This is a genomic window from Pseudomonas frederiksbergensis, assembly GCF_900105495.1.
GTDB classification, from domain to species: Bacteria; Pseudomonadota; Gammaproteobacteria; order Pseudomonadales; family Pseudomonadaceae; genus Aquipseudomonas; species Aquipseudomonas frederiksbergensis.
In genome coordinates, this window is sequence record NZ_FNTF01000002.1 from 310,383 (window position 1) to 325,026 (window position 14,644).

Annotated in this window: 25 protein-coding genes; all 25 read right to left on the reverse strand. The window is 54.4% G+C overall.

The window, feature by feature from the left end:
• Positions 1-19: 19 nt before the first annotated feature.
• Positions 20-1,348 (reverse strand): preprotein translocase subunit SecY, encoded by a 1,329-nt coding sequence (gene secY, locus BLW70_RS02015; protein ID WP_007896784.1) that lies wholly within the window; start codon positions 1,346-1,348, stop codon positions 20-22.
• On the reverse strand, positions 1,349-1,786 hold the full coding sequence (gene rplO / locus BLW70_RS02020) for a 50S ribosomal protein L15 (RefSeq protein ID WP_007896782.1): 438 nt from the start codon (positions 1,784-1,786) through the stop codon (positions 1,349-1,351).
• Positions 1,787-1,789: 3 nt separating this feature from the next.
• On the reverse strand, positions 1,790-1,966 hold the full coding sequence (gene rpmD, locus BLW70_RS02025) for a 50S ribosomal protein L30 (protein ID WP_003186033.1): 177 nt from the start codon (positions 1,964-1,966) through the stop codon (positions 1,790-1,792).
• Between the two features lie 2 nt (positions 1,967-1,968).
• Positions 1,969-2,469: a 30S ribosomal protein S5 gene (gene rpsE / locus BLW70_RS02030; RefSeq protein ID WP_007943782.1), complete on the reverse strand. Its 501-nt coding sequence runs from the start codon at positions 2,467-2,469 to the stop codon at positions 1,969-1,971.
• A 3-nt stretch (positions 2,470-2,472) separates the two neighbouring features.
• Positions 2,473-2,823: a 50S ribosomal protein L18 gene (rplR, locus tag BLW70_RS02035; protein WP_003186037.1), complete on the reverse strand. Its 351-nt coding sequence runs from the start codon at positions 2,821-2,823 to the stop codon at positions 2,473-2,475.
• 10 nt (positions 2,824-2,833) lie between these two features.
• Positions 2,834-3,367 (reverse strand): 50S ribosomal protein L6, encoded by a 534-nt coding sequence (rplF, locus tag BLW70_RS02040; RefSeq protein WP_003176412.1) that lies wholly within the window; start codon positions 3,365-3,367, stop codon positions 2,834-2,836.
• 12 nt (positions 3,368-3,379) lie between these two features.
• Positions 3,380-3,772 (reverse strand): 30S ribosomal protein S8, encoded by a 393-nt coding sequence (gene rpsH / locus BLW70_RS02045; RefSeq protein ID WP_003186040.1) that lies wholly within the window; start codon positions 3,770-3,772, stop codon positions 3,380-3,382.
• Between the two features lie 209 nt (positions 3,773-3,981).
• Positions 3,982-4,287: a 30S ribosomal protein S14 gene (rpsN, locus tag BLW70_RS02050; RefSeq protein ID WP_003176414.1), complete on the reverse strand. Its 306-nt coding sequence runs from the start codon at positions 4,285-4,287 to the stop codon at positions 3,982-3,984.
• Between the two features lie 13 nt (positions 4,288-4,300).
• Positions 4,301-4,840 (reverse strand): 50S ribosomal protein L5, encoded by a 540-nt coding sequence (rplE, locus tag BLW70_RS02055; protein WP_003176415.1) that lies wholly within the window; start codon positions 4,838-4,840, stop codon positions 4,301-4,303.
• A 20-nt stretch (positions 4,841-4,860) separates the two neighbouring features.
• Complete coding sequence (rplX, locus tag BLW70_RS02060) at positions 4,861-5,175, reverse strand: 50S ribosomal protein L24 (protein ID WP_008145498.1); 315 nt, start codon at positions 5,173-5,175, stop codon at positions 4,861-4,863.
• Positions 5,176-5,186: 11 nt separating this feature from the next.
• Complete coding sequence (rplN, locus tag BLW70_RS02065; RefSeq protein WP_002555479.1) at positions 5,187-5,555, reverse strand: 50S ribosomal protein L14; 369 nt, start codon at positions 5,553-5,555, stop codon at positions 5,187-5,189.
• 23 nt (positions 5,556-5,578) lie between these two features.
• Positions 5,579-5,845: a 30S ribosomal protein S17 gene (gene rpsQ, locus BLW70_RS02070; protein ID WP_003176419.1), complete on the reverse strand. Its 267-nt coding sequence runs from the start codon at positions 5,843-5,845 to the stop codon at positions 5,579-5,581.
• A 2-nt stretch (positions 5,846-5,847) separates the two neighbouring features.
• Entirely contained in the window at positions 5,848-6,039 is a 192-nt protein-coding gene (gene rpmC, locus BLW70_RS02075; RefSeq protein WP_002555481.1) for a 50S ribosomal protein L29, read from the reverse strand.
• Positions 6,039-6,452, reverse strand: a complete 414-nt coding sequence (gene rplP / locus BLW70_RS02080; RefSeq protein ID WP_008145497.1) for a 50S ribosomal protein L16 — start codon at positions 6,450-6,452, stop codon at positions 6,039-6,041. Before rplP ends, rpmC begins: the two co-directional genes overlap by 1 nt.
• A 12-nt stretch (positions 6,453-6,464) precedes the next feature.
• Positions 6,465-7,151: a 30S ribosomal protein S3 gene (gene rpsC, locus BLW70_RS02085; RefSeq protein WP_003176422.1), complete on the reverse strand. Its 687-nt coding sequence runs from the start codon at positions 7,149-7,151 to the stop codon at positions 6,465-6,467.
• A 13-nt stretch (positions 7,152-7,164) separates the two neighbouring features.
• Positions 7,165-7,497, reverse strand: coding sequence for a 50S ribosomal protein L22 (gene rplV / locus BLW70_RS02090; RefSeq protein WP_003103908.1), 333 nt, complete (start codon positions 7,495-7,497; stop codon positions 7,165-7,167).
• 13 nt (positions 7,498-7,510) lie between these two features.
• Complete coding sequence (rpsS, locus tag BLW70_RS02095; protein WP_002555486.1) at positions 7,511-7,786, reverse strand: 30S ribosomal protein S19; 276 nt, start codon at positions 7,784-7,786, stop codon at positions 7,511-7,513.
• A gap of 16 nt (positions 7,787-7,802) precedes the next feature.
• Positions 7,803-8,627, reverse strand: a complete 825-nt coding sequence (gene rplB, locus BLW70_RS02100) for a 50S ribosomal protein L2 (RefSeq protein ID WP_003176423.1) — start codon at positions 8,625-8,627, stop codon at positions 7,803-7,805.
• A 14-nt stretch (positions 8,628-8,641) separates the two neighbouring features.
• Positions 8,642-8,941 carry a 50S ribosomal protein L23 gene (gene rplW, locus BLW70_RS02105; protein ID WP_002555488.1) on the reverse strand — a complete coding sequence of 100 codons (300 nt, stop codon included), beginning with the start codon at positions 8,939-8,941 and terminating at the stop codon, positions 8,642-8,644.
• Complete coding sequence (gene rplD / locus BLW70_RS02110) at positions 8,938-9,540, reverse strand: 50S ribosomal protein L4 (RefSeq protein WP_007896707.1); 603 nt, start codon at positions 9,538-9,540, stop codon at positions 8,938-8,940. Before rplD ends, rplW begins: the two co-directional genes overlap by 4 nt.
• A 12-nt stretch (positions 9,541-9,552) precedes the next feature.
• Complete coding sequence (rplC, locus tag BLW70_RS02115; RefSeq protein WP_003186059.1) at positions 9,553-10,188, reverse strand: 50S ribosomal protein L3; 636 nt, start codon at positions 10,186-10,188, stop codon at positions 9,553-9,555.
• Positions 10,189-10,268: 80 nt separating this feature from the next.
• Positions 10,269-10,580 (reverse strand): 30S ribosomal protein S10, encoded by a 312-nt coding sequence (gene rpsJ / locus BLW70_RS02120; protein ID WP_003186070.1) that lies wholly within the window; start codon positions 10,578-10,580, stop codon positions 10,269-10,271.
• 141 nt (positions 10,581-10,721) lie between these two features.
• Positions 10,722-11,915, reverse strand: coding sequence for an elongation factor Tu (tuf, locus tag BLW70_RS02125; protein ID WP_008145495.1), 1,194 nt, complete (start codon positions 11,913-11,915; stop codon positions 10,722-10,724).
• A gap of 31 nt (positions 11,916-11,946) precedes the next feature.
• Entirely contained in the window at positions 11,947-14,052 is a 2,106-nt protein-coding gene (gene fusA / locus BLW70_RS02130) for an elongation factor G (protein ID WP_074871335.1), read from the reverse strand.
• Positions 14,053-14,082: 30 nt separating this feature from the next.
• Complete coding sequence (gene rpsG, locus BLW70_RS02135) at positions 14,083-14,553, reverse strand: 30S ribosomal protein S7 (RefSeq protein WP_002555493.1); 471 nt, start codon at positions 14,551-14,553, stop codon at positions 14,083-14,085.
• Between the last annotated feature and the right edge of the window lie 91 nt (positions 14,554-14,644).

The window sequence follows — 14,644 nt, forward strand, 5'->3', positions numbered from 1 at the left end:
CCTCGAACCTTATGGGTACTCAGCGCAACATGCCGCTGCCGTAACCCTTCAGGTTGGCTTTCTTCATCAGGGATTCGTACTGGTGCGAAACGAGGTGCGATTGTACTTGGGACATGAAGTCCATCACAACCACGACGACGATCAGCAACGAGGTCCCGCCAAGGTAGAACGGAACGTTTGCCGCAACCACCAGGAACTGGGGCAACAGACACACGGCCGTCATATATAGAGCACCGAACAGGGTCAAACGAGTCAGAACGCCATCAATGTAGCGCGCAGACTGCTCACCTGGACGGATGCCCGGAATAAAGGCACCGGACTTCTTCAGGTTTTCCGCTACGTCTTTCGGATTGAACATCAACGCCGTATAGAAGAAGCAGAAGAAAATAATCCCTGCACTAAACAGCAGAATATTCAACGGCTGACCAGGAGCGATCGACTGCGAGATGTCCTGCAGCCAGCCCATACCTTCAGACTGACCGAACCAGGTACCCAACGAAGCCGGGAACAGCAAAATGCTGCTCGCGAAAATGGCCGGAATAACACCGGCCATGTTCACCTTCAACGGCAAGTGGCTAGTCTGCGCAGCAAAGACCTTACGGCCTTGCTGACGCTTGGCGTAATGAACAGCAATACGACGCTGACCACGCTCAATGAACACCACGAAACCGATAATCGCTACTGCCAGCAAACCGATGGCAACCAGGGCAAAAATGTTGATATCACCCTGACGCGCAGACTCGAAAGACTGCCCGATCGCTCTCGGAAGACCGGCGACGATACCTGCGAAAATCAACATCGAGATACCGTTGCCAACACCACGCTCAGTAATCTGCTCACCCAGCCACATCATGAACATCGCACCAGCCACAAACGTGGATACCGCGACGAAATGGAAGCCAAAGTCACCAGTGAACGCAACGCCCTGCCCTGCCAGACCAATGGACATGCCAATAGCCTGAACGAGAGCGAGGACGACAGTGCCGTAGCGGGTGTACTGAGCGATCTTGCGACGCCCAGCTTCACCTTCCTTCTTCAACTGCTCCAGCTGTGGGCTGACGGCGGTCATCAGCTGCATGATGATCGATGCCGAGATGTACGGCATGATCCCCAATGCAAAGATGCTCATCCGCTCCAGCGCACCGCCGGAAAACATGTTGAACAAGCTAAGAATGGTCCCCTCATTCTGTCGAAACAGGTCCGCGAGTCGGTCCGGGTTGATACCTGGAACCGGGATGTGTGCGCCTATTCGGTAGACGATAATCGCCAAGAATAGAAAACGCAGACGAGCCCAGAGTTCAGACATACCGCCTTTGCCGAGCGCAGAGAGAGCACCTTGCTTAGCCATTTATTCCTCGAACTTGCCGCCAGCTGCTTCGATAGCCGCACGCGCACCTTTGGTGGCGCCGATTCCCTTTCCGATGGTAACAGCGCGAGTAACTTCGCCGGACAGCATGATTTTCACACGCTGAACGTTGACGTTGATCACGTTGGCATCTTTCAGGGACTGCACGGTGACGATGTCGCCTTCCACTTTAGCCAGCTCGGACAAACGCACTTCTGCGCGATCCATGGCCTTCAGGGAAACGAAACCGAACTTCGGCAGGCGACGATGCAGCGGCTGTTGACCGCCTTCAAAGCCTGGAGCAATGGTGCCACCGGAGCGGGAGGACTGACCTTTGTGGCCACGGCCACCGGTCTTACCCAAACCACTACCGATACCACGGCCCGGACGATGCTTTTCGCGACGGGAACCCGGCGCTGGACTCAGATCATTGAGTTTCATCGATTAACCCTCGACACGCAGCATGTAGTAAGCCTTGTTGATCATCCCGCGATTCTCGGGAGTATCAAGTACTTCTACAGTGTGACCGATGCGACGCAGACCCAGACCCTTAACGCACAGTTTGTGGTTAGGGATGCGGCCGGTCATGCTTTTGATCAGCGTAACTTTAACGGTAGCCATGATCAGAAGATCTCCTTGACGCTTTTGCCACGCTTGGCGGCAATGGATTCAGGAGACTGCATAGCTTTCAAACCTTTGAAAGTGGCGTGAACCACGTTTACCGGGTTAGTCGAGCCGTAGCACTTGGCCAGAACGTTCTGAACGCCAGCAACTTCGAGAACAGCACGCATAGCGCCGCCAGCGATGATACCGGTACCTTCAGAAGCAGGCTGCATGTACACCTTCGAAGCGCCGTGACCGGACTTCATTGCGTACTGCAGAGTGGTGCCGTTCAGATCAACTTGGATCATGTTGCGGCGAGCAGCTTCCATTGCCTTCTGGATCGCAGCAGGCACTTCACGCGACTTGCCACGGCCGAAGCCAACACGCCCTTTACCATCACCAACCACGGTCAACGCGGTGAAAGTGAAGATACGGCCGCCTTTAACGGTTTTGGCTACGCGGTTAACTTGAACCAGCTTCTCGATGTAGCCTTCGTCGCGCTTTTGGTCGTTATTTGACATAACTTAGAACTCCAGCCCAGCTTCACGAGCAGCATCAGCCAGCGCCTTGACGCGGCCGTGATACTTGAAGCCAGAGCGGTCGAAAGCCACCTGCGAGACGCCAGCGGCTTTAGCACGCGTAGCGACCAGCTGGCCAACCTTAGTGGCCGCGTCGATGTTGCCAGTGGCGCCATCACGCAGTTCTTTATCCAAAGTCGAGGCAGATGCCAGGACTTTGTTGCCGTCGGCCGAAATGACCTGGGCGTAGATGTGCTGCGACGAGCGGAACACGCAGAGACGCACGACTTCGAGTTCGTGCATTTTCAGGCGTGCTTTGCGAGCGCGACGCAGTCGAGTAACTTTTTTGTCGGTCATTTGCTATGCCCTACTTCTTCTTGGCTTCTTTACGACGGACGACTTCGTCCGCGTAGCGCACACCTTTGCCTTTGTACGGCTCTGGTGGACGGAAGTCGCGGATCTCGGCGGCCACTTGACCTACCAGCTGCTTATCGATGCCCTTGATCAGGATATCGGTCTGGCTAGGAGTCTCAGCGGTGATGCCTTCCGGCAGTTCATAATCCACTGGGTGCGAGAAGCCAAGAGCCAGGTTCAGCACTGTGCCTTTTGCTTGCGCTTTGTAACCAACACCGACCAGCTGGAGCTTGCGCTCGAAGCCTTGGCTTACGCCTTGGACCATGTTGTTTACCAACGCACGAGTGGTACCAGCCATTGCGCGAGTTTGTTGATCGCCATTGCGAGCAGCGAAACGCAGCTCACCAGCTTCTTCAACGATCTCAACGGACGAATGGATGTTCAGTTCGAGAGTACCCTTGGCACCCTTCACCGAAAGCTGTTGGCCTGCGAATTTGACTTCGACACCGGCTGGCAGCTTAACGGGGTTCTTAGCGACGCGTGACATGCTTATCCCCCCTTAGAACACAGTGCAAAGAACTTCGCCGCCGACACCGGCAGCGCGCGCAGCACGATCCGTCATCACACCTTTGTTGGTGGAGACGATAGACACACCGAGACCGCCACGAACTTTTGGCAGATCATCGACGGACTTGTACTGACGCAGGCCTGGACGGCTAACGCGCTTCACTTCCTCGATGACCGGACGGCCTTCGAAGTACTTCAGCTCGATGGACAGCAGTGGTTTGATTTCGCTGCTGATCTGATAACCCGCAATGTAACCTTCGTCCTTCAGGACTTTGGCAACAGCTACCTTCAAAGTAGAAGATGGCATGCTTACGACGGACTTTTCAGCCATCTGGGCATTACGGATTCGAGTTAGCATGTCCGCTAACGGGTCCTGCATACTCATGGGCTAGACGCTCCTAATACAAAAAAATTAGCCTTGCGGCTACTACTTGTCGCCGAGCTCATCCATGCGGAAAAAGCACGGGCTCAGGCGAGCCGGGTATTCTAGACACACCCCACAAATGAATCAAGCCCCAAAAGGGGCTTGATTCAAGTTCAAGGTCACCGGCGGTCAGGATCTTGCGATCCCGAACACCGAGACTTTGATAGTGCTTACCAGCTGGCTTTAACCAGACCAGGTACGTCACCACGCATTGCAGCTTCACGCAGTTTGTTACGGCCGAGGCCGAACTTGCGGTAAACGCCGTGTGGACGACCGGTCAGGCGGCAGCGGTTACGCATGCGCGAAGCGCTTGCGTCACGTGGCTGCTTCTGCAGAGCGACTGTAGCTTCCCAACGTGCTTCTGGACTTGCGTTCAGATCGACGATGATAGCTTTCAGTGCTGCACGCTTTTTGGCGTACTTGGCAACCGTGAGCTGACGCTTCAGCTCGCGGTTTTTCATGCTCATCTTGGCCATTTTCCTACTCCAATCAGTTGCGGAACGGGAATTTGAAAGCACGCAACAGGGCGCGACCTTCATCATCGTTCTTGGCAGTGGTGGTCAGGGTAATGTCCAGACCGCGGAGAGCATCGATCTTGTCGTAGTCGATTTCCGGGAAGATGATCTGCTCTTTAACGCCCATGCTGTAGTTACCACGACCATCGAAGGACTTGGCATTCAGGCCGCGGAAGTCGCGAACCCGAGGCAGGGAGATCGACAGCAGACGATCCAGGAACTCGTACATACGCTCACGGCGCAGGGTCACTTTGACGCCGATCGGCCAACCTTCACGGACTTTAAAGCCAGCGATGGATTTCCGAGCGTAGGTCACAACGACTTTCTGGCCGGTGATCTTTTCCAGGTCGGCAACAGCGTGCTCGATGACTTTTTTGTCACCGACCGCTTCGCCCAGACCCATGTTCAGGGTGATTTTGGTAACGCGTGGAACTTCCATCACGTTCGAAAGCTTAAGTTCTTCCTTAAGCTTCGGTGCGATTTCCTTCCAGTAAATCTCTTTTAGTCGTGCCATGGTCTTCTACCTAGCAGTGTTCAAGCATCAACCGCTTTTTGGGTCGACTTGAAGACACGAATTTTCTTGCCGTCTTCTACTTTGAAACCAACGCGGTCAGCCTTGTTGGTTTCGCCGTTGAAAATGGCGACGTTAGAAGCGTCCAGTGGAGCTTCTTTTTCGACGATACCGCCTTGTACGCCCGACGCCGGGTTAGGCTTGGTATGACGCTTAACCAGGTTCAGACCACCAATAACCAGACGGTTATTAGCGAGAACCTTAAGCACCTTACCGCGCTTACCTTTGTCTTTGCCGGCGATCACGATGATCTCGTCGTCACGACGAATCTTTTGCATGTCGGATCTCCTTACAGCACTTCTGGGGCGAGCGAGACGATCTTCATGAACTTCTCAGTACGAAGTTCACGGGTCACTGGCCCAAAGATACGGGTGCCGATCGGCTCTTGCTTGTTGTTCAGAAGAACAGCAGCGTTGCCATCAAAGCGGATAATGGAGCCATCAGCACGGCGTACGCCGTGACGAGTGCGGACTACAACAGCAGTCATCACTTGGCCTTTTTTCACTTTACCGCGAGGAATTGCTTCCTTGACGGTAACTTTGATGATGTCACCGATACCAGCGTAACGACGATGGGAGCCACCCAGCACCTTGATGCACATAACACGGCGAGCGCCGCTGTTATCGGCCACATCGAGCATGGATTGAGTCTGAATCATATAATTTCTCCGACCCCTAGTCCTTAGACTTCCACAGCGCGTTCGAGAACATCAACCAATGCCCAAGACTTGGTCTTGGCCAGCGGACGAGTTTCACGAATAGTGACTTTGTCGCCGATGTGGCACTGATTGGTTTCGTCGTGCGCGTGCAGCTTAGTCGAACGCTTAACGTATTTACCGTAGATCGGGTGCTTAACGCGACGCTCGATCAGAACGGTGATGGTTTTGTCCATCTTGTCGCTGACAACACGGCCAGTCAGCGTACGGACAGTTTTTTCGGCTTCAGCCATGATTACTTACCTGCCTGCTGGTTAAGCACAGTCTTCACGCGAGCGATGTCACGTTTAACTTGCGAGAGCAGATGAGACTGCCCCAACTGGCCAGTTGCTTTCTGCATACGCAGATTGAACTGGTCGCGCAGCAGGCCGAGCAGTTGCTCGTTCAGCTGCTGTGCGGATTTTTCACGAAGTTCATTCGCTTTCATCACATCACCGTCCGTTTAACAAAGGCGGTGGCGAGCGGCAGCTTTGCAGCAGCCAGGGCAAAAGCCTCACGCGCCAGCTCTTCAGTAACACCCTCGATTTCATACAGGACTTTGCCTGGCTGAATCTGGGCAACCCAGTACTCCACACTACCCTTACCTTTACCCATCCGAACTTCGAGTGGCTTTTTGGAAATAGGCTTGTCCGGGAATACACGGATCCAGATCTTGCCGCCACGTTTAACGTGACGGGTCAGAGCACGACGCGCTGACTCGATCTGACGAGCGGTGAGACGACCACGAGCTACAGACTTCAGCGCGAACTCGCCGAAGCTGACTTTGCTACCGCGCTGTGCCAGACCACGGTTGTGGCCTGTCATCTGCTTGCGGAACTTCGTACGCTTTGGTTGCAACATTTGGCGTACCCCTTACTTAGCAGCTTTTTTACGAGGCGCTGGTGCTTGTGGTTTCAGTTCTTCTTGGCGACCACCAATTACTTCGCCTTTGAAGATCCAAACCTTTACACCGATCACACCGTAAGTGGTGTGAGCTTCGTAGTTGGCATAGTCGATGTCGGCACGCAGGGTGTGCAGTGGCACACGACCTTCGCGATACCATTCAGTACGTGCGATTTCAGCACCGCCGAGACGACCGCTCACTTGGATTTTGATGCCTTTGGCACCAATGCGCATGGCGTTCTGAACAGCGCGCTTCATAGCGCGACGGAACATTACACGACGCTCCAGCTGCTGAGCTACGCTCTGCGCAACCAGCATACCGTCGAGCTCCGGCTTGCGGATCTCTTCGATATTGATGTGCACAGGCACACCCATTTGCTTGGTCAGGTCCTGACGCAGTTTCTCAACATCTTCACCTTTCTTCCCGATAACGATACCTGGACGAGCGGTGTGGATGGTGATACGTGCAGTCTGAGCCGGACGATGGATATCGATACGGCTTACGGACGCGCTTTTTAGTTTGTCTTGGAGATACTCGCGCACCTTCAGATCAGCGAACAAATAGTCCGCATAAGTCCGACCGTCTGCGTACCAGACGGAGGTGTGCTCCTTGACGATTCCCAGGCGAATGCCAATGGGATGTACTTTCTGACCCATCTCTTCGACTCCGTTACTTGTCAGCAACCTTGACAGTGATATGGCAAGACCGCTTGACGATGCGATCAGCACGGCCTTTGGCACGTGGCATGATTCGCTTCAGCGAACGCCCTTCGTTGACGAAAACGGTGCTGACTTTAAGGTCATCAACGTCTGCGCCTTCGTTATGCTCGGCGTTGGCTACGGCCGACTCCAGCACTTTTTTCATGATCTCGGCGGCTTTCTTACTGCTGAAAGCCAACAGGTTGAGCGCTTCGCCCACCTTCTTCCCGCGGATCTGGTCGGCGACCAAGCGGGCTTTCTGGGCGGAGATTCGAGCGCCCGACAACTTAGCGGCTACTTCCATCGTTCCTTACCCCTTAACGCTTGGCTTTCTTGTCTGCCACGTGCCCACGATATGTGCGGGTACCGGCAAACTCGCCCAGTTTGTGGCCGACCATGTCTTCGTTCACGAGAACTGGAACATGTTGACGACCGTTATGCACTGCAATGGTCAAACCGACCATTTGTGGCAGGATCATCGAACGACGCGACCAGGTCTTAACTGGTTTGCGATCGTTCTTTTCCGCCGCCACTTCGATCTTCTTCAGTAGGTGAAGATCAATAAAAGGACCTTTTTTCAGAGAACGTGGCACTGTCGTATCCCTCTATTTACTTGCGACGACGGACGATCATTTTGTCGGTACGCTTATTACCACGAGTCTTCGCGCCCTTAGTCGGGAAGCCCCATGGCGATACCGGATGACGACCACCAGAGGTACGACCTTCACCACCACCATGTGGGTGGTCAACCGGGTTCATGGCAACACCACGAACGGTTGGGCGAACGCCACGCCAGCGTTTGGCACCAGCTTTACCCAGCGAACGCAGGCTGTGCTCGGAGTTCGAGACTTCGCCCAAGGTCGCGCGGCATTCAGCCAGCACTTTACGCATCTCACCAGAACGCAGACGCAGGGTCACGTAGACACCTTCACGAGCGATCAGCTGAGCCGAAGCACCAGCGGAACGAGCGATTTGCGCGCCTTTACCTGGCTTCAATTCGATGCCGTGTACGGTGCTACCAACTGGAATGTTACGCAGTTGCAGAGCGTTGCCCGGCTTGATCGGCGCCAGAGCACCTGCGATCAGCTGGTCGCCAGCACTCACGCCTTTAGGGGCGATGATGTAGCGACGCTCGCCATCTGCGTACAGCAGCAGAGCGATGTGAGCAGTACGGTTTGGATCGTATTCAATACGCTCGACAGTGGCAGAGATGCCATCTTTGTCGTTGCGACGGAAATCGACCAGACGATAATGCTGCTTATGGCCACCACCGATGTGACGAGTGGTAATGCGACCATTGTTGTTACGACCACCAGTCTTCGATTTTTTCTCGAGCAGCGGTGCGTGAGGAGCGCCTTTATGCAGCTCCTGGTTGACCACCTTGACCACAAAACGGCGGCCAGGGGAAGTCGGTTTGCATTTAACGATTGCCATGATGCACCCCTTCCTTACTCAGCACTGCTGCTGAAATCGAGATCTTGGCCTGGCTGAAGGGAGATAACTGCCTTCTTCCAGTCATTACGCTTGCCCAGACCGCGAGCAGTGCGCTTGCTCTTACCCAGAACATTCAGGGTAGTAACACGCTCTACTTTCACGCTGAACAGGCTTTCGACGGCCTTCTTGATTTCCAGCTTGGTTGCGTCAGTTGCAACCTTGAAAACGAACTGGCCTTTCTTGTCAGCCAGAACCGTAGCCTTCTCGGAAACGTGCGGGCCAAGCAGAACTTTAAATACGCGTTCCTGGTTCATCCCAGCAGCTCCTCGAATTTCTTCACGGCCGACACGGTGATCAACACCTTGTCGTATGCGATCAGACTAACTGGATCGGAACCTTGCACGTCACGTACATCAACGTGTGGCAGGTTACGAGCAGCCAGGTACAGGTTCTGATCAACCACTTCAGACACGATCAAGACGTCAGTCAGGCCCATGCCGGTCAGTTTGTTCAGCAGATCTTTGGTCTTCGGTGCATCAACAGCGAAGTCCTGAACCACAACCAGACGATCAGTACGCACCAGCTCAGCAAGGATGGAACGCATTGCTGCGCGATACATCTTCTTGTTCAGCTTCTGGGTGTGATCCTGAGGACGAGCTGCGAAAGTGGTACCGCCGCCACGCCAGATTGGGCTACGGATAGTACCGGCACGAGCACGGCCAGTACCTTTCTGACGCCATGGGCGCTTACCGCCACCACGAACGTCGGAACGGGTCTTTTGCTGCTTGCTACCTTGACGGCCGCCGGCCATGTAGGCCACGACTGCTTGGTGAACCAGCGTCTCGTTGAATTCGCCGCCAAATGTCAGTTCGGAAACTTCGATCGCTTGAGCGTCATTTACATTTAATTGCATGTCAGCTTCCCCTTAACCGCGAGCCTTGGCTGCTGGACGTACAACCAAGTTGCCGCCAGTAGCGCCAGGAACAGCGCCCTTGACCAACAACAGATTGCGTTCAGCGTCCACGCGCACTACTTCGAGGGACTGCACGGTCACGCGCTCAGCGCCCATATGACCGGACATTTTTTTGCCCTTGAATACACGACCAGGAGTCTGGCACTGGCCGATAGAGCCTGGAACGCGGTGGGATACGGAGTTACCGTGGGTATTATCTTGCCCGCGGAAATTCCAACGCTTGATCGTACCCTGGAAGCCTTTACCTTTGGACTGACCGGTTACATCAACCAGTTGACCAGCAGCGAAGATTTCAGCGTTGATCAGATCGCCGGCCTGGTACTCGCCTTCTTCAAGACGGAATTCCATTACGGTACGACCAGCGGCAACGTTCGCTTTAGCGAAGTGGCCAGCTTGAGCAGCTGTAACACGCGAAGCACGACGCTCGCCTACAGTGACTTGCACTGCACGATAGCCATCGGTCTCTTCAGTTTTGAACTGGGTGACGCGATTCGGTTCGATCTCAATGACCGTGACCGGAATGGAGACACCTTCTTCGGTGAAAATACGGGTCATACCGCATTTACGACCGACTACACCAATAGTCATGTTGTAAACCTCATGAGTGTACGGGGCTTTCACCCGCTATGGCCGCCCATTTCAGAGCGTTACACGACTAAGACCGAGTCTTAGCCGAGGCTGATCTGCACTTCCACACCGGCCGCAAGATCAAGCTTCATAAGAGCATCAACGGTTTTATCCGTTGGCTGGACGATGTCCAGAACGCGCTTATGAGTACGGATCTCATACTGGTCGCGCGCGTCTTTGTTGACGTGCGGGGAGACCAGAACGGTGAACCGCTCTTTACGGGTAGGCAGTGGAATTGGACCACGCACTTGAGCACCAGTACGTTTCGCGGTTTCCACGATTTCCTGGGTGGATTGGTCGATCAGGCGATGGTCAAAAGCCTTCAACCTGATACGGATTTGCTGATTTTGCATTGGATTTCAGACTCCGGCTGCTATTCCCACCGAGCGCAATACGCCCGTTAAAAGGAGGCGCAATTCTATAGACGGGCTACTACAGTGTCAACCCAATAAAAAAGCCCCCGCTAGGCGGGGGCTTTTTCAAGTCATCACTTATTAAGCGATGATTTTGGCTACGACGCCAGCGCCGACGGTACGACCGCCTTCACGAATAGCGAAACGCAGACCATCTTCCATTGCGATGGTTTTGATCAGGGTGACAACCATTTTGATGTTGTCGCCTGGCATTACCATTTCAACGCCTTCCGGCAGTTCGCAGTTACCGGTCACGTCAGTGGTCCGGAAGTAGAACTGTGGACGGTAGCCTTTGAAGAACGGAGTGTGGCGACCGCCTTCTTCTTTGCTCAACACGTACACTTCGGCTTCGAAGGTAGTGTGCGGCTTAACCGAACCTGGCTTGACCAGAACCTGGCCACGCTCAACGTCGTCACGCTTGGTGCCGCGCAGCAGCACGCCGCAGTTCTCGCCAGCACGACCTTCGTCGAGCAGCTTACGGAACATTTCAACACCGGTGCAGGTGGTGACGGTAGTGTCACGCAGACCAACGATTTCCAGTGGATCCTGAACTTTGACGATACCGCGCTCGATACGGCCAGTTACAACAGTACCGCGACCGGAGATCGAGAATACGTCTTCGATTGGCATCAGGAACGGCTTGTCGATAACACGGACTGGATCTGGAATGTAGCTGTCCAGAGTCTCAACCAGTTTACGAACGGCAGTGGTGCCCATTTCGTTGTCGTCTTGGCCGTTCAGAGCCATCAGAGCCGAACCGATGATGATCGGAGTGTCGTCACCTGGGAAGTCGTAAGTGCTCAGCAGATCGCGCACTTCCATCTCAACCAGTTCCAGCAGCTCAGCGTCGTCAACCATGTCAGCCTTGTTCAGGAAGACAACGATGTACGGAACGCCAACCTGACGAGACAGCAGGATGTGCTCACGGGTTTGTGGCATCGGACCATCAGCGGCCGAGCAAACCAGGATCGCGCCGTCCATCTGAGCAGCACCGGTGATCATGTTCTTCACATAGTCAGCGTGACCTGGGCAGTCAACGTGAGCGTAGTGACGGATCAGCGAGTTGTATTCAACGTGCGCGGTGTTGATGGTGATACCACGAGCCTTCTCTTCTGGAGCGCTGTCGATTTTATCGAAAGCAACAACAGCCGAACCGAAAACTTCGGAGCAGACACGAGTCAGAGCAGCGGTCAGCGTGGTTTTACCGTGGTCGACGTGACCGATGGTGCCAACGTTGACGTGCGGGAGGGTACGGTCAAATTTTTCTTTAGCCACGACAATTAACTCCTAGCCTAAAGGGGCTGAATCAGCCTTGTTTTTTGGTTACGGTTTCGACGATGTGCGACGGAGCCGTATTGTATTTTTTGAATTCCATAGAGTAGCTTGCGCGACCTTGGGACATGGAGCGTACGTCGGTTGCGTAACCGAACATCTCACCCAGCGGAACTTCGGCGCGAATCACTTTGCCGGAGACCGTGTCTTCCATACCCAGGATCATGCCGCGACGACGGTTAAGGTCGCCCATCACGTCACCCATATAGTCTTCAGGCGTAACAACCTCTACCGCCATGATCGGCTCAAGCAACTCACCACCGCCCTTCTGGGCCAGTTGCTTGGTCGCCATGGAAGCAGCCACCTTAAACGCCATCTCGTTGGAGTCGACGTCGTGGTAGGAACCATCAAACACGGTAGCCTTCAGGCCGATCAGCGGATAGCCGGCTACAACGCCGTTCTTCATCTGCTCTTCGATACCCTTCTGGATAGCCGGGATGTATTCCTTAGGAACCACACCACCCACTACTTCGTTCAGGAATTGCAGACCTTCCTGACCTTCGTCAGCAGGAGCAAAACGAATCCAGCAGTGACCGAACTGGCCACGACCGCCGGACTGGCGAACGAACTTGCCTTCAATTTCGCAGCTCTTCGTGATGCGCTCACGGTACGAAACTTGAGGCTTACCGATGTTGGCTTCGACGTTGAACTCACGGCGCATCCGGTCAACCAGGATGTCCAGGTGCAACTCGCCCATGCCGGAGATGATCGTTTGACCAGTCTCTTCATCAGTCTTGACGCGGAAAGACGGGTCTTCCTGAGCAAGTTTGCCCAGAGCGATACCCATTTTTTCCTGGTCGTCCTTGGTCTTAGGCTCTACGGCAACCGAAATAACCGGCTCCGGGAAGTCCATGCGAACCAGGATGATTGGCTTGTCAGCGTTGCACAAAGTTTCGCCAGTGGTGACGTCCTTCATGCCGATCAAGGCCGCGATGTCACCAGCGCGTACTTCCTTGATTTCTTCACGGGCGTTTGCGTGCATTTGCACCATACGACCCACGCGCTCTTTCTTGCCTTTAACCGAGTTGATCACGCCGTCGCCGGAGGCCAACACGCCCGAGTAAACTCGAACGAAGGTCAAGGTACCCACGAATGGGTCGGTAGCGATCTTGAACGCCAGAGCCGAGAACGGCTCGCTGTCGTCTGCGTGACGCTCCATTTCCTTGGTCTCGTCATCCGGGTCAGTACCCTTGATGGCAGGAATGTCGGTAGGAGCCGGCAGGTAGTCGATAACGGCGTCGAGAACCAGGGGAACACCCTTGTTCTTGAAGGAAGAACCACAAACAGCCAGAACGATCTCACCAGCGATAGTACGCTGACGCAGAGCGGCCTTGATTTCCACGTTGGTGAGTTCTTCACCTTCGAGATACTTGTTCATCAGCTCTTCGCTGGCTTCGGCCGCAGCCTCAACCATGTTGCCGCGCCATTCGTCAGCCAGTTCCTGCAACTCAGCAGGGATTGGCTTGCGAACTGGAACCATGCCTTTGTCAGAGTCATTCCAGTAAACAGCTTCCATGGCGATCAGATCGATCTGACCCTGGAAGTTATCTTCGGAACCGATAGCCAACTGAATTGGCACCGGAGTGTGACCCAGACGCTGCTTGATCTGACCGATCACGCGCAGGAAGTTTGCACCAGCACGGTCCATCTTGTTTACATAAACAAGACGTGGAACGCCGTATTTGTTGGCTTGACGCCATACGGTTTCCGACTGAGGCTCAACACCCGAGGTACCGCAGAACACAACGACCGCGCCATCGAGTACACGCAGGGAACGCTCAACTTCAATAGTGAAGTCAACGTGGCCCGGGGTATCAATAACGTTGAAGCGGTATTGGTCCTTGTGCTGCTTCTCGGAACCCTGCCAGAAAGCGGTAATAGCAGCAGAAGTAATGGTAATACCACGCTCCTGCTCCTGCACCATCCAGTCTGTGGTCGCGGCGCCGTCATGCACCTCGCCCATTTTGTGACTTTTGCCAGTGTAAAAAAGGACGCGCTCGGTGGTGGTGGTTTTACCAGCATCCACGTGAGCAACGATACCAATGTTACGGTAGCGGTTAATCGGTGTAGTACGAGCCATAAAGCCCTCGCAAAATTAGTGACGCTAAAATTAGAAGCGGTAGTGCGAGAAAGCTTTGTTAGCTTCAGCCATACGGTGCACGTCTTCACGCTTCTTAACTGCAGCACCTTTACCTTCGGCAGCGTCCAACAGTTCGCCAGCCAAACGCAGAGCCATAGACTTCTCGCCGCGCTTGCGGGCGAAGTCTACCAACCAGCGCATTGCCAGGGCGTTACGACGGGACGGACGAACTTCAACCGGAACCTGGTAAGTAGCACCGCCTACACGGCGCGACTTTACTTCGACCAGCGGAGCGATGGCGTCGAGAGCTTTCTCGAAGATTTCCAGGGGGTCGCTGTTCTTGCGTTCTTTAACCTTCTCCAGCGCGCCATAAACGATACGCTCGGCAACGGCTTTCTTGCCGCTTTCCATTACGTGGTTCATGAACTTGGCCAGGATTTGGCTTCCGTATTTTGGATCGTCAAGCACTTCGCGCTTGGCTGCTACGCGTCTTCTTGGCATGGATAAGCCCTCAAACGGTCTTCAGGTTCGCTCGGAATCGGTGCCCTTTCGGGACGCCTCCGACCTTACTCTTATCGACTCAGAAAAATAG

What these genes read in the sequence shown, in the direction of transcription:
- rpsJ (WP_003186070.1), bottom strand. Translation starts at nt 10,580, where the DNA reads ATGCAAAATCAGCAAATCCGTATCAGGTTGAAGGCTTTTGACCATCGC.
- rpsH (WP_003186040.1), bottom strand. Translation starts at nt 3,772, where the DNA reads ATGAGTATGCAGGACCCGTTAGCGGACATGCTAACTCGAATCCGTAAT.
- rpsC (WP_003176422.1), bottom strand. Translation starts at nt 7,151, where the DNA reads ATGGGTCAGAAAGTACATCCCATTGGCATTCGCCTGGGAATCGTCAAG.
- rpsG (WP_002555493.1), bottom strand. Translation starts at nt 14,553, where the DNA reads ATGCCAAGAAGACGCGTAGCAGCCAAGCGCGAAGTGCTTGACGATCCA.
- rplN (WP_002555479.1), bottom strand. Translation starts at nt 5,555, where the DNA reads ATGATTCAGACTCAATCCATGCTCGATGTGGCCGATAACAGCGGCGCT.
- fusA (WP_074871335.1), bottom strand. Translation starts at nt 14,052, where the DNA reads ATGGCTCGTACTACACCGATTAACCGCTACCGTAACATTGGTATCGTT.
- secY (WP_007896784.1), bottom strand. Translation starts at nt 1,348, where the DNA reads ATGGCTAAGCAAGGTGCTCTCTCTGCGCTCGGCAAAGGCGGTATGTCT.
- rpmD (WP_003186033.1), bottom strand. Translation starts at nt 1,966, where the DNA reads ATGGCTACCGTTAAAGTTACGCTGATCAAAAGCATGACCGGCCGCATC.
- rplB (WP_003176423.1), bottom strand. Translation starts at nt 8,627, where the DNA reads ATGGCAATCGTTAAATGCAAACCGACTTCCCCTGGCCGCCGTTTTGTG.
- rplW (WP_002555488.1), bottom strand. Translation starts at nt 8,941, where the DNA reads ATGAACCAGGAACGCGTATTTAAAGTTCTGCTTGGCCCGCACGTTTCC.
- rplX (WP_008145498.1), bottom strand. Translation starts at nt 5,175, where the DNA reads ATGCAAAAGATTCGTCGTGACGACGAGATCATCGTGATCGCCGGCAAA.
- rplD (WP_007896707.1), bottom strand. Translation starts at nt 9,540, where the DNA reads ATGCAATTAAATGTAAATGACGCTCAAGCGATCGAAGTTTCCGAACTG.
- rpsE (WP_007943782.1), bottom strand. Translation starts at nt 2,469, where the DNA reads ATGTCAAATAACGACCAAAAGCGCGACGAAGGCTACATCGAGAAGCTG.
- rplV (WP_003103908.1), bottom strand. Translation starts at nt 7,497, where the DNA reads ATGGAAGTAGCCGCTAAGTTGTCGGGCGCTCGAATCTCCGCCCAGAAA.
- rplO (WP_007896782.1), bottom strand. Translation starts at nt 1,786, where the DNA reads ATGAAACTCAATGATCTGAGTCCAGCGCCGGGTTCCCGTCGCGAAAAG.
- rplC (WP_003186059.1), bottom strand. Translation starts at nt 10,188, where the DNA reads ATGACTATTGGTGTAGTCGGTCGTAAATGCGGTATGACCCGTATTTTC.
- rpsQ (WP_003176419.1), bottom strand. Translation starts at nt 5,845, where the DNA reads ATGGCTGAAGCCGAAAAAACTGTCCGTACGCTGACTGGCCGTGTTGTC.
- rpmC (WP_002555481.1), bottom strand. Translation starts at nt 6,039, where the DNA reads ATGAAAGCGAATGAACTTCGTGAAAAATCCGCACAGCAGCTGAACGAG.
- rplP (WP_008145497.1), bottom strand. Translation starts at nt 6,452, where the DNA reads ATGTTGCAACCAAAGCGTACGAAGTTCCGCAAGCAGATGACAGGCCAC.
- rpsN (WP_003176414.1), bottom strand. Translation starts at nt 4,287, where the DNA reads ATGGCCAAGATGAGCATGAAAAACCGCGAGCTGAAGCGTCAGCTCACG.
- rplF (WP_003176412.1), bottom strand. Translation starts at nt 3,367, where the DNA reads ATGTCACGCGTCGCTAAGAACCCCGTTAAGCTGCCAGCCGGTGTCGAA.
- rplE (WP_003176415.1), bottom strand. Translation starts at nt 4,840, where the DNA reads ATGGCACGACTAAAAGAGATTTACTGGAAGGAAATCGCACCGAAGCTT.
- rplR (WP_003186037.1), bottom strand. Translation starts at nt 2,823, where the DNA reads ATGACCGACAAAAAAGTTACTCGACTGCGTCGCGCTCGCAAAGCACGC.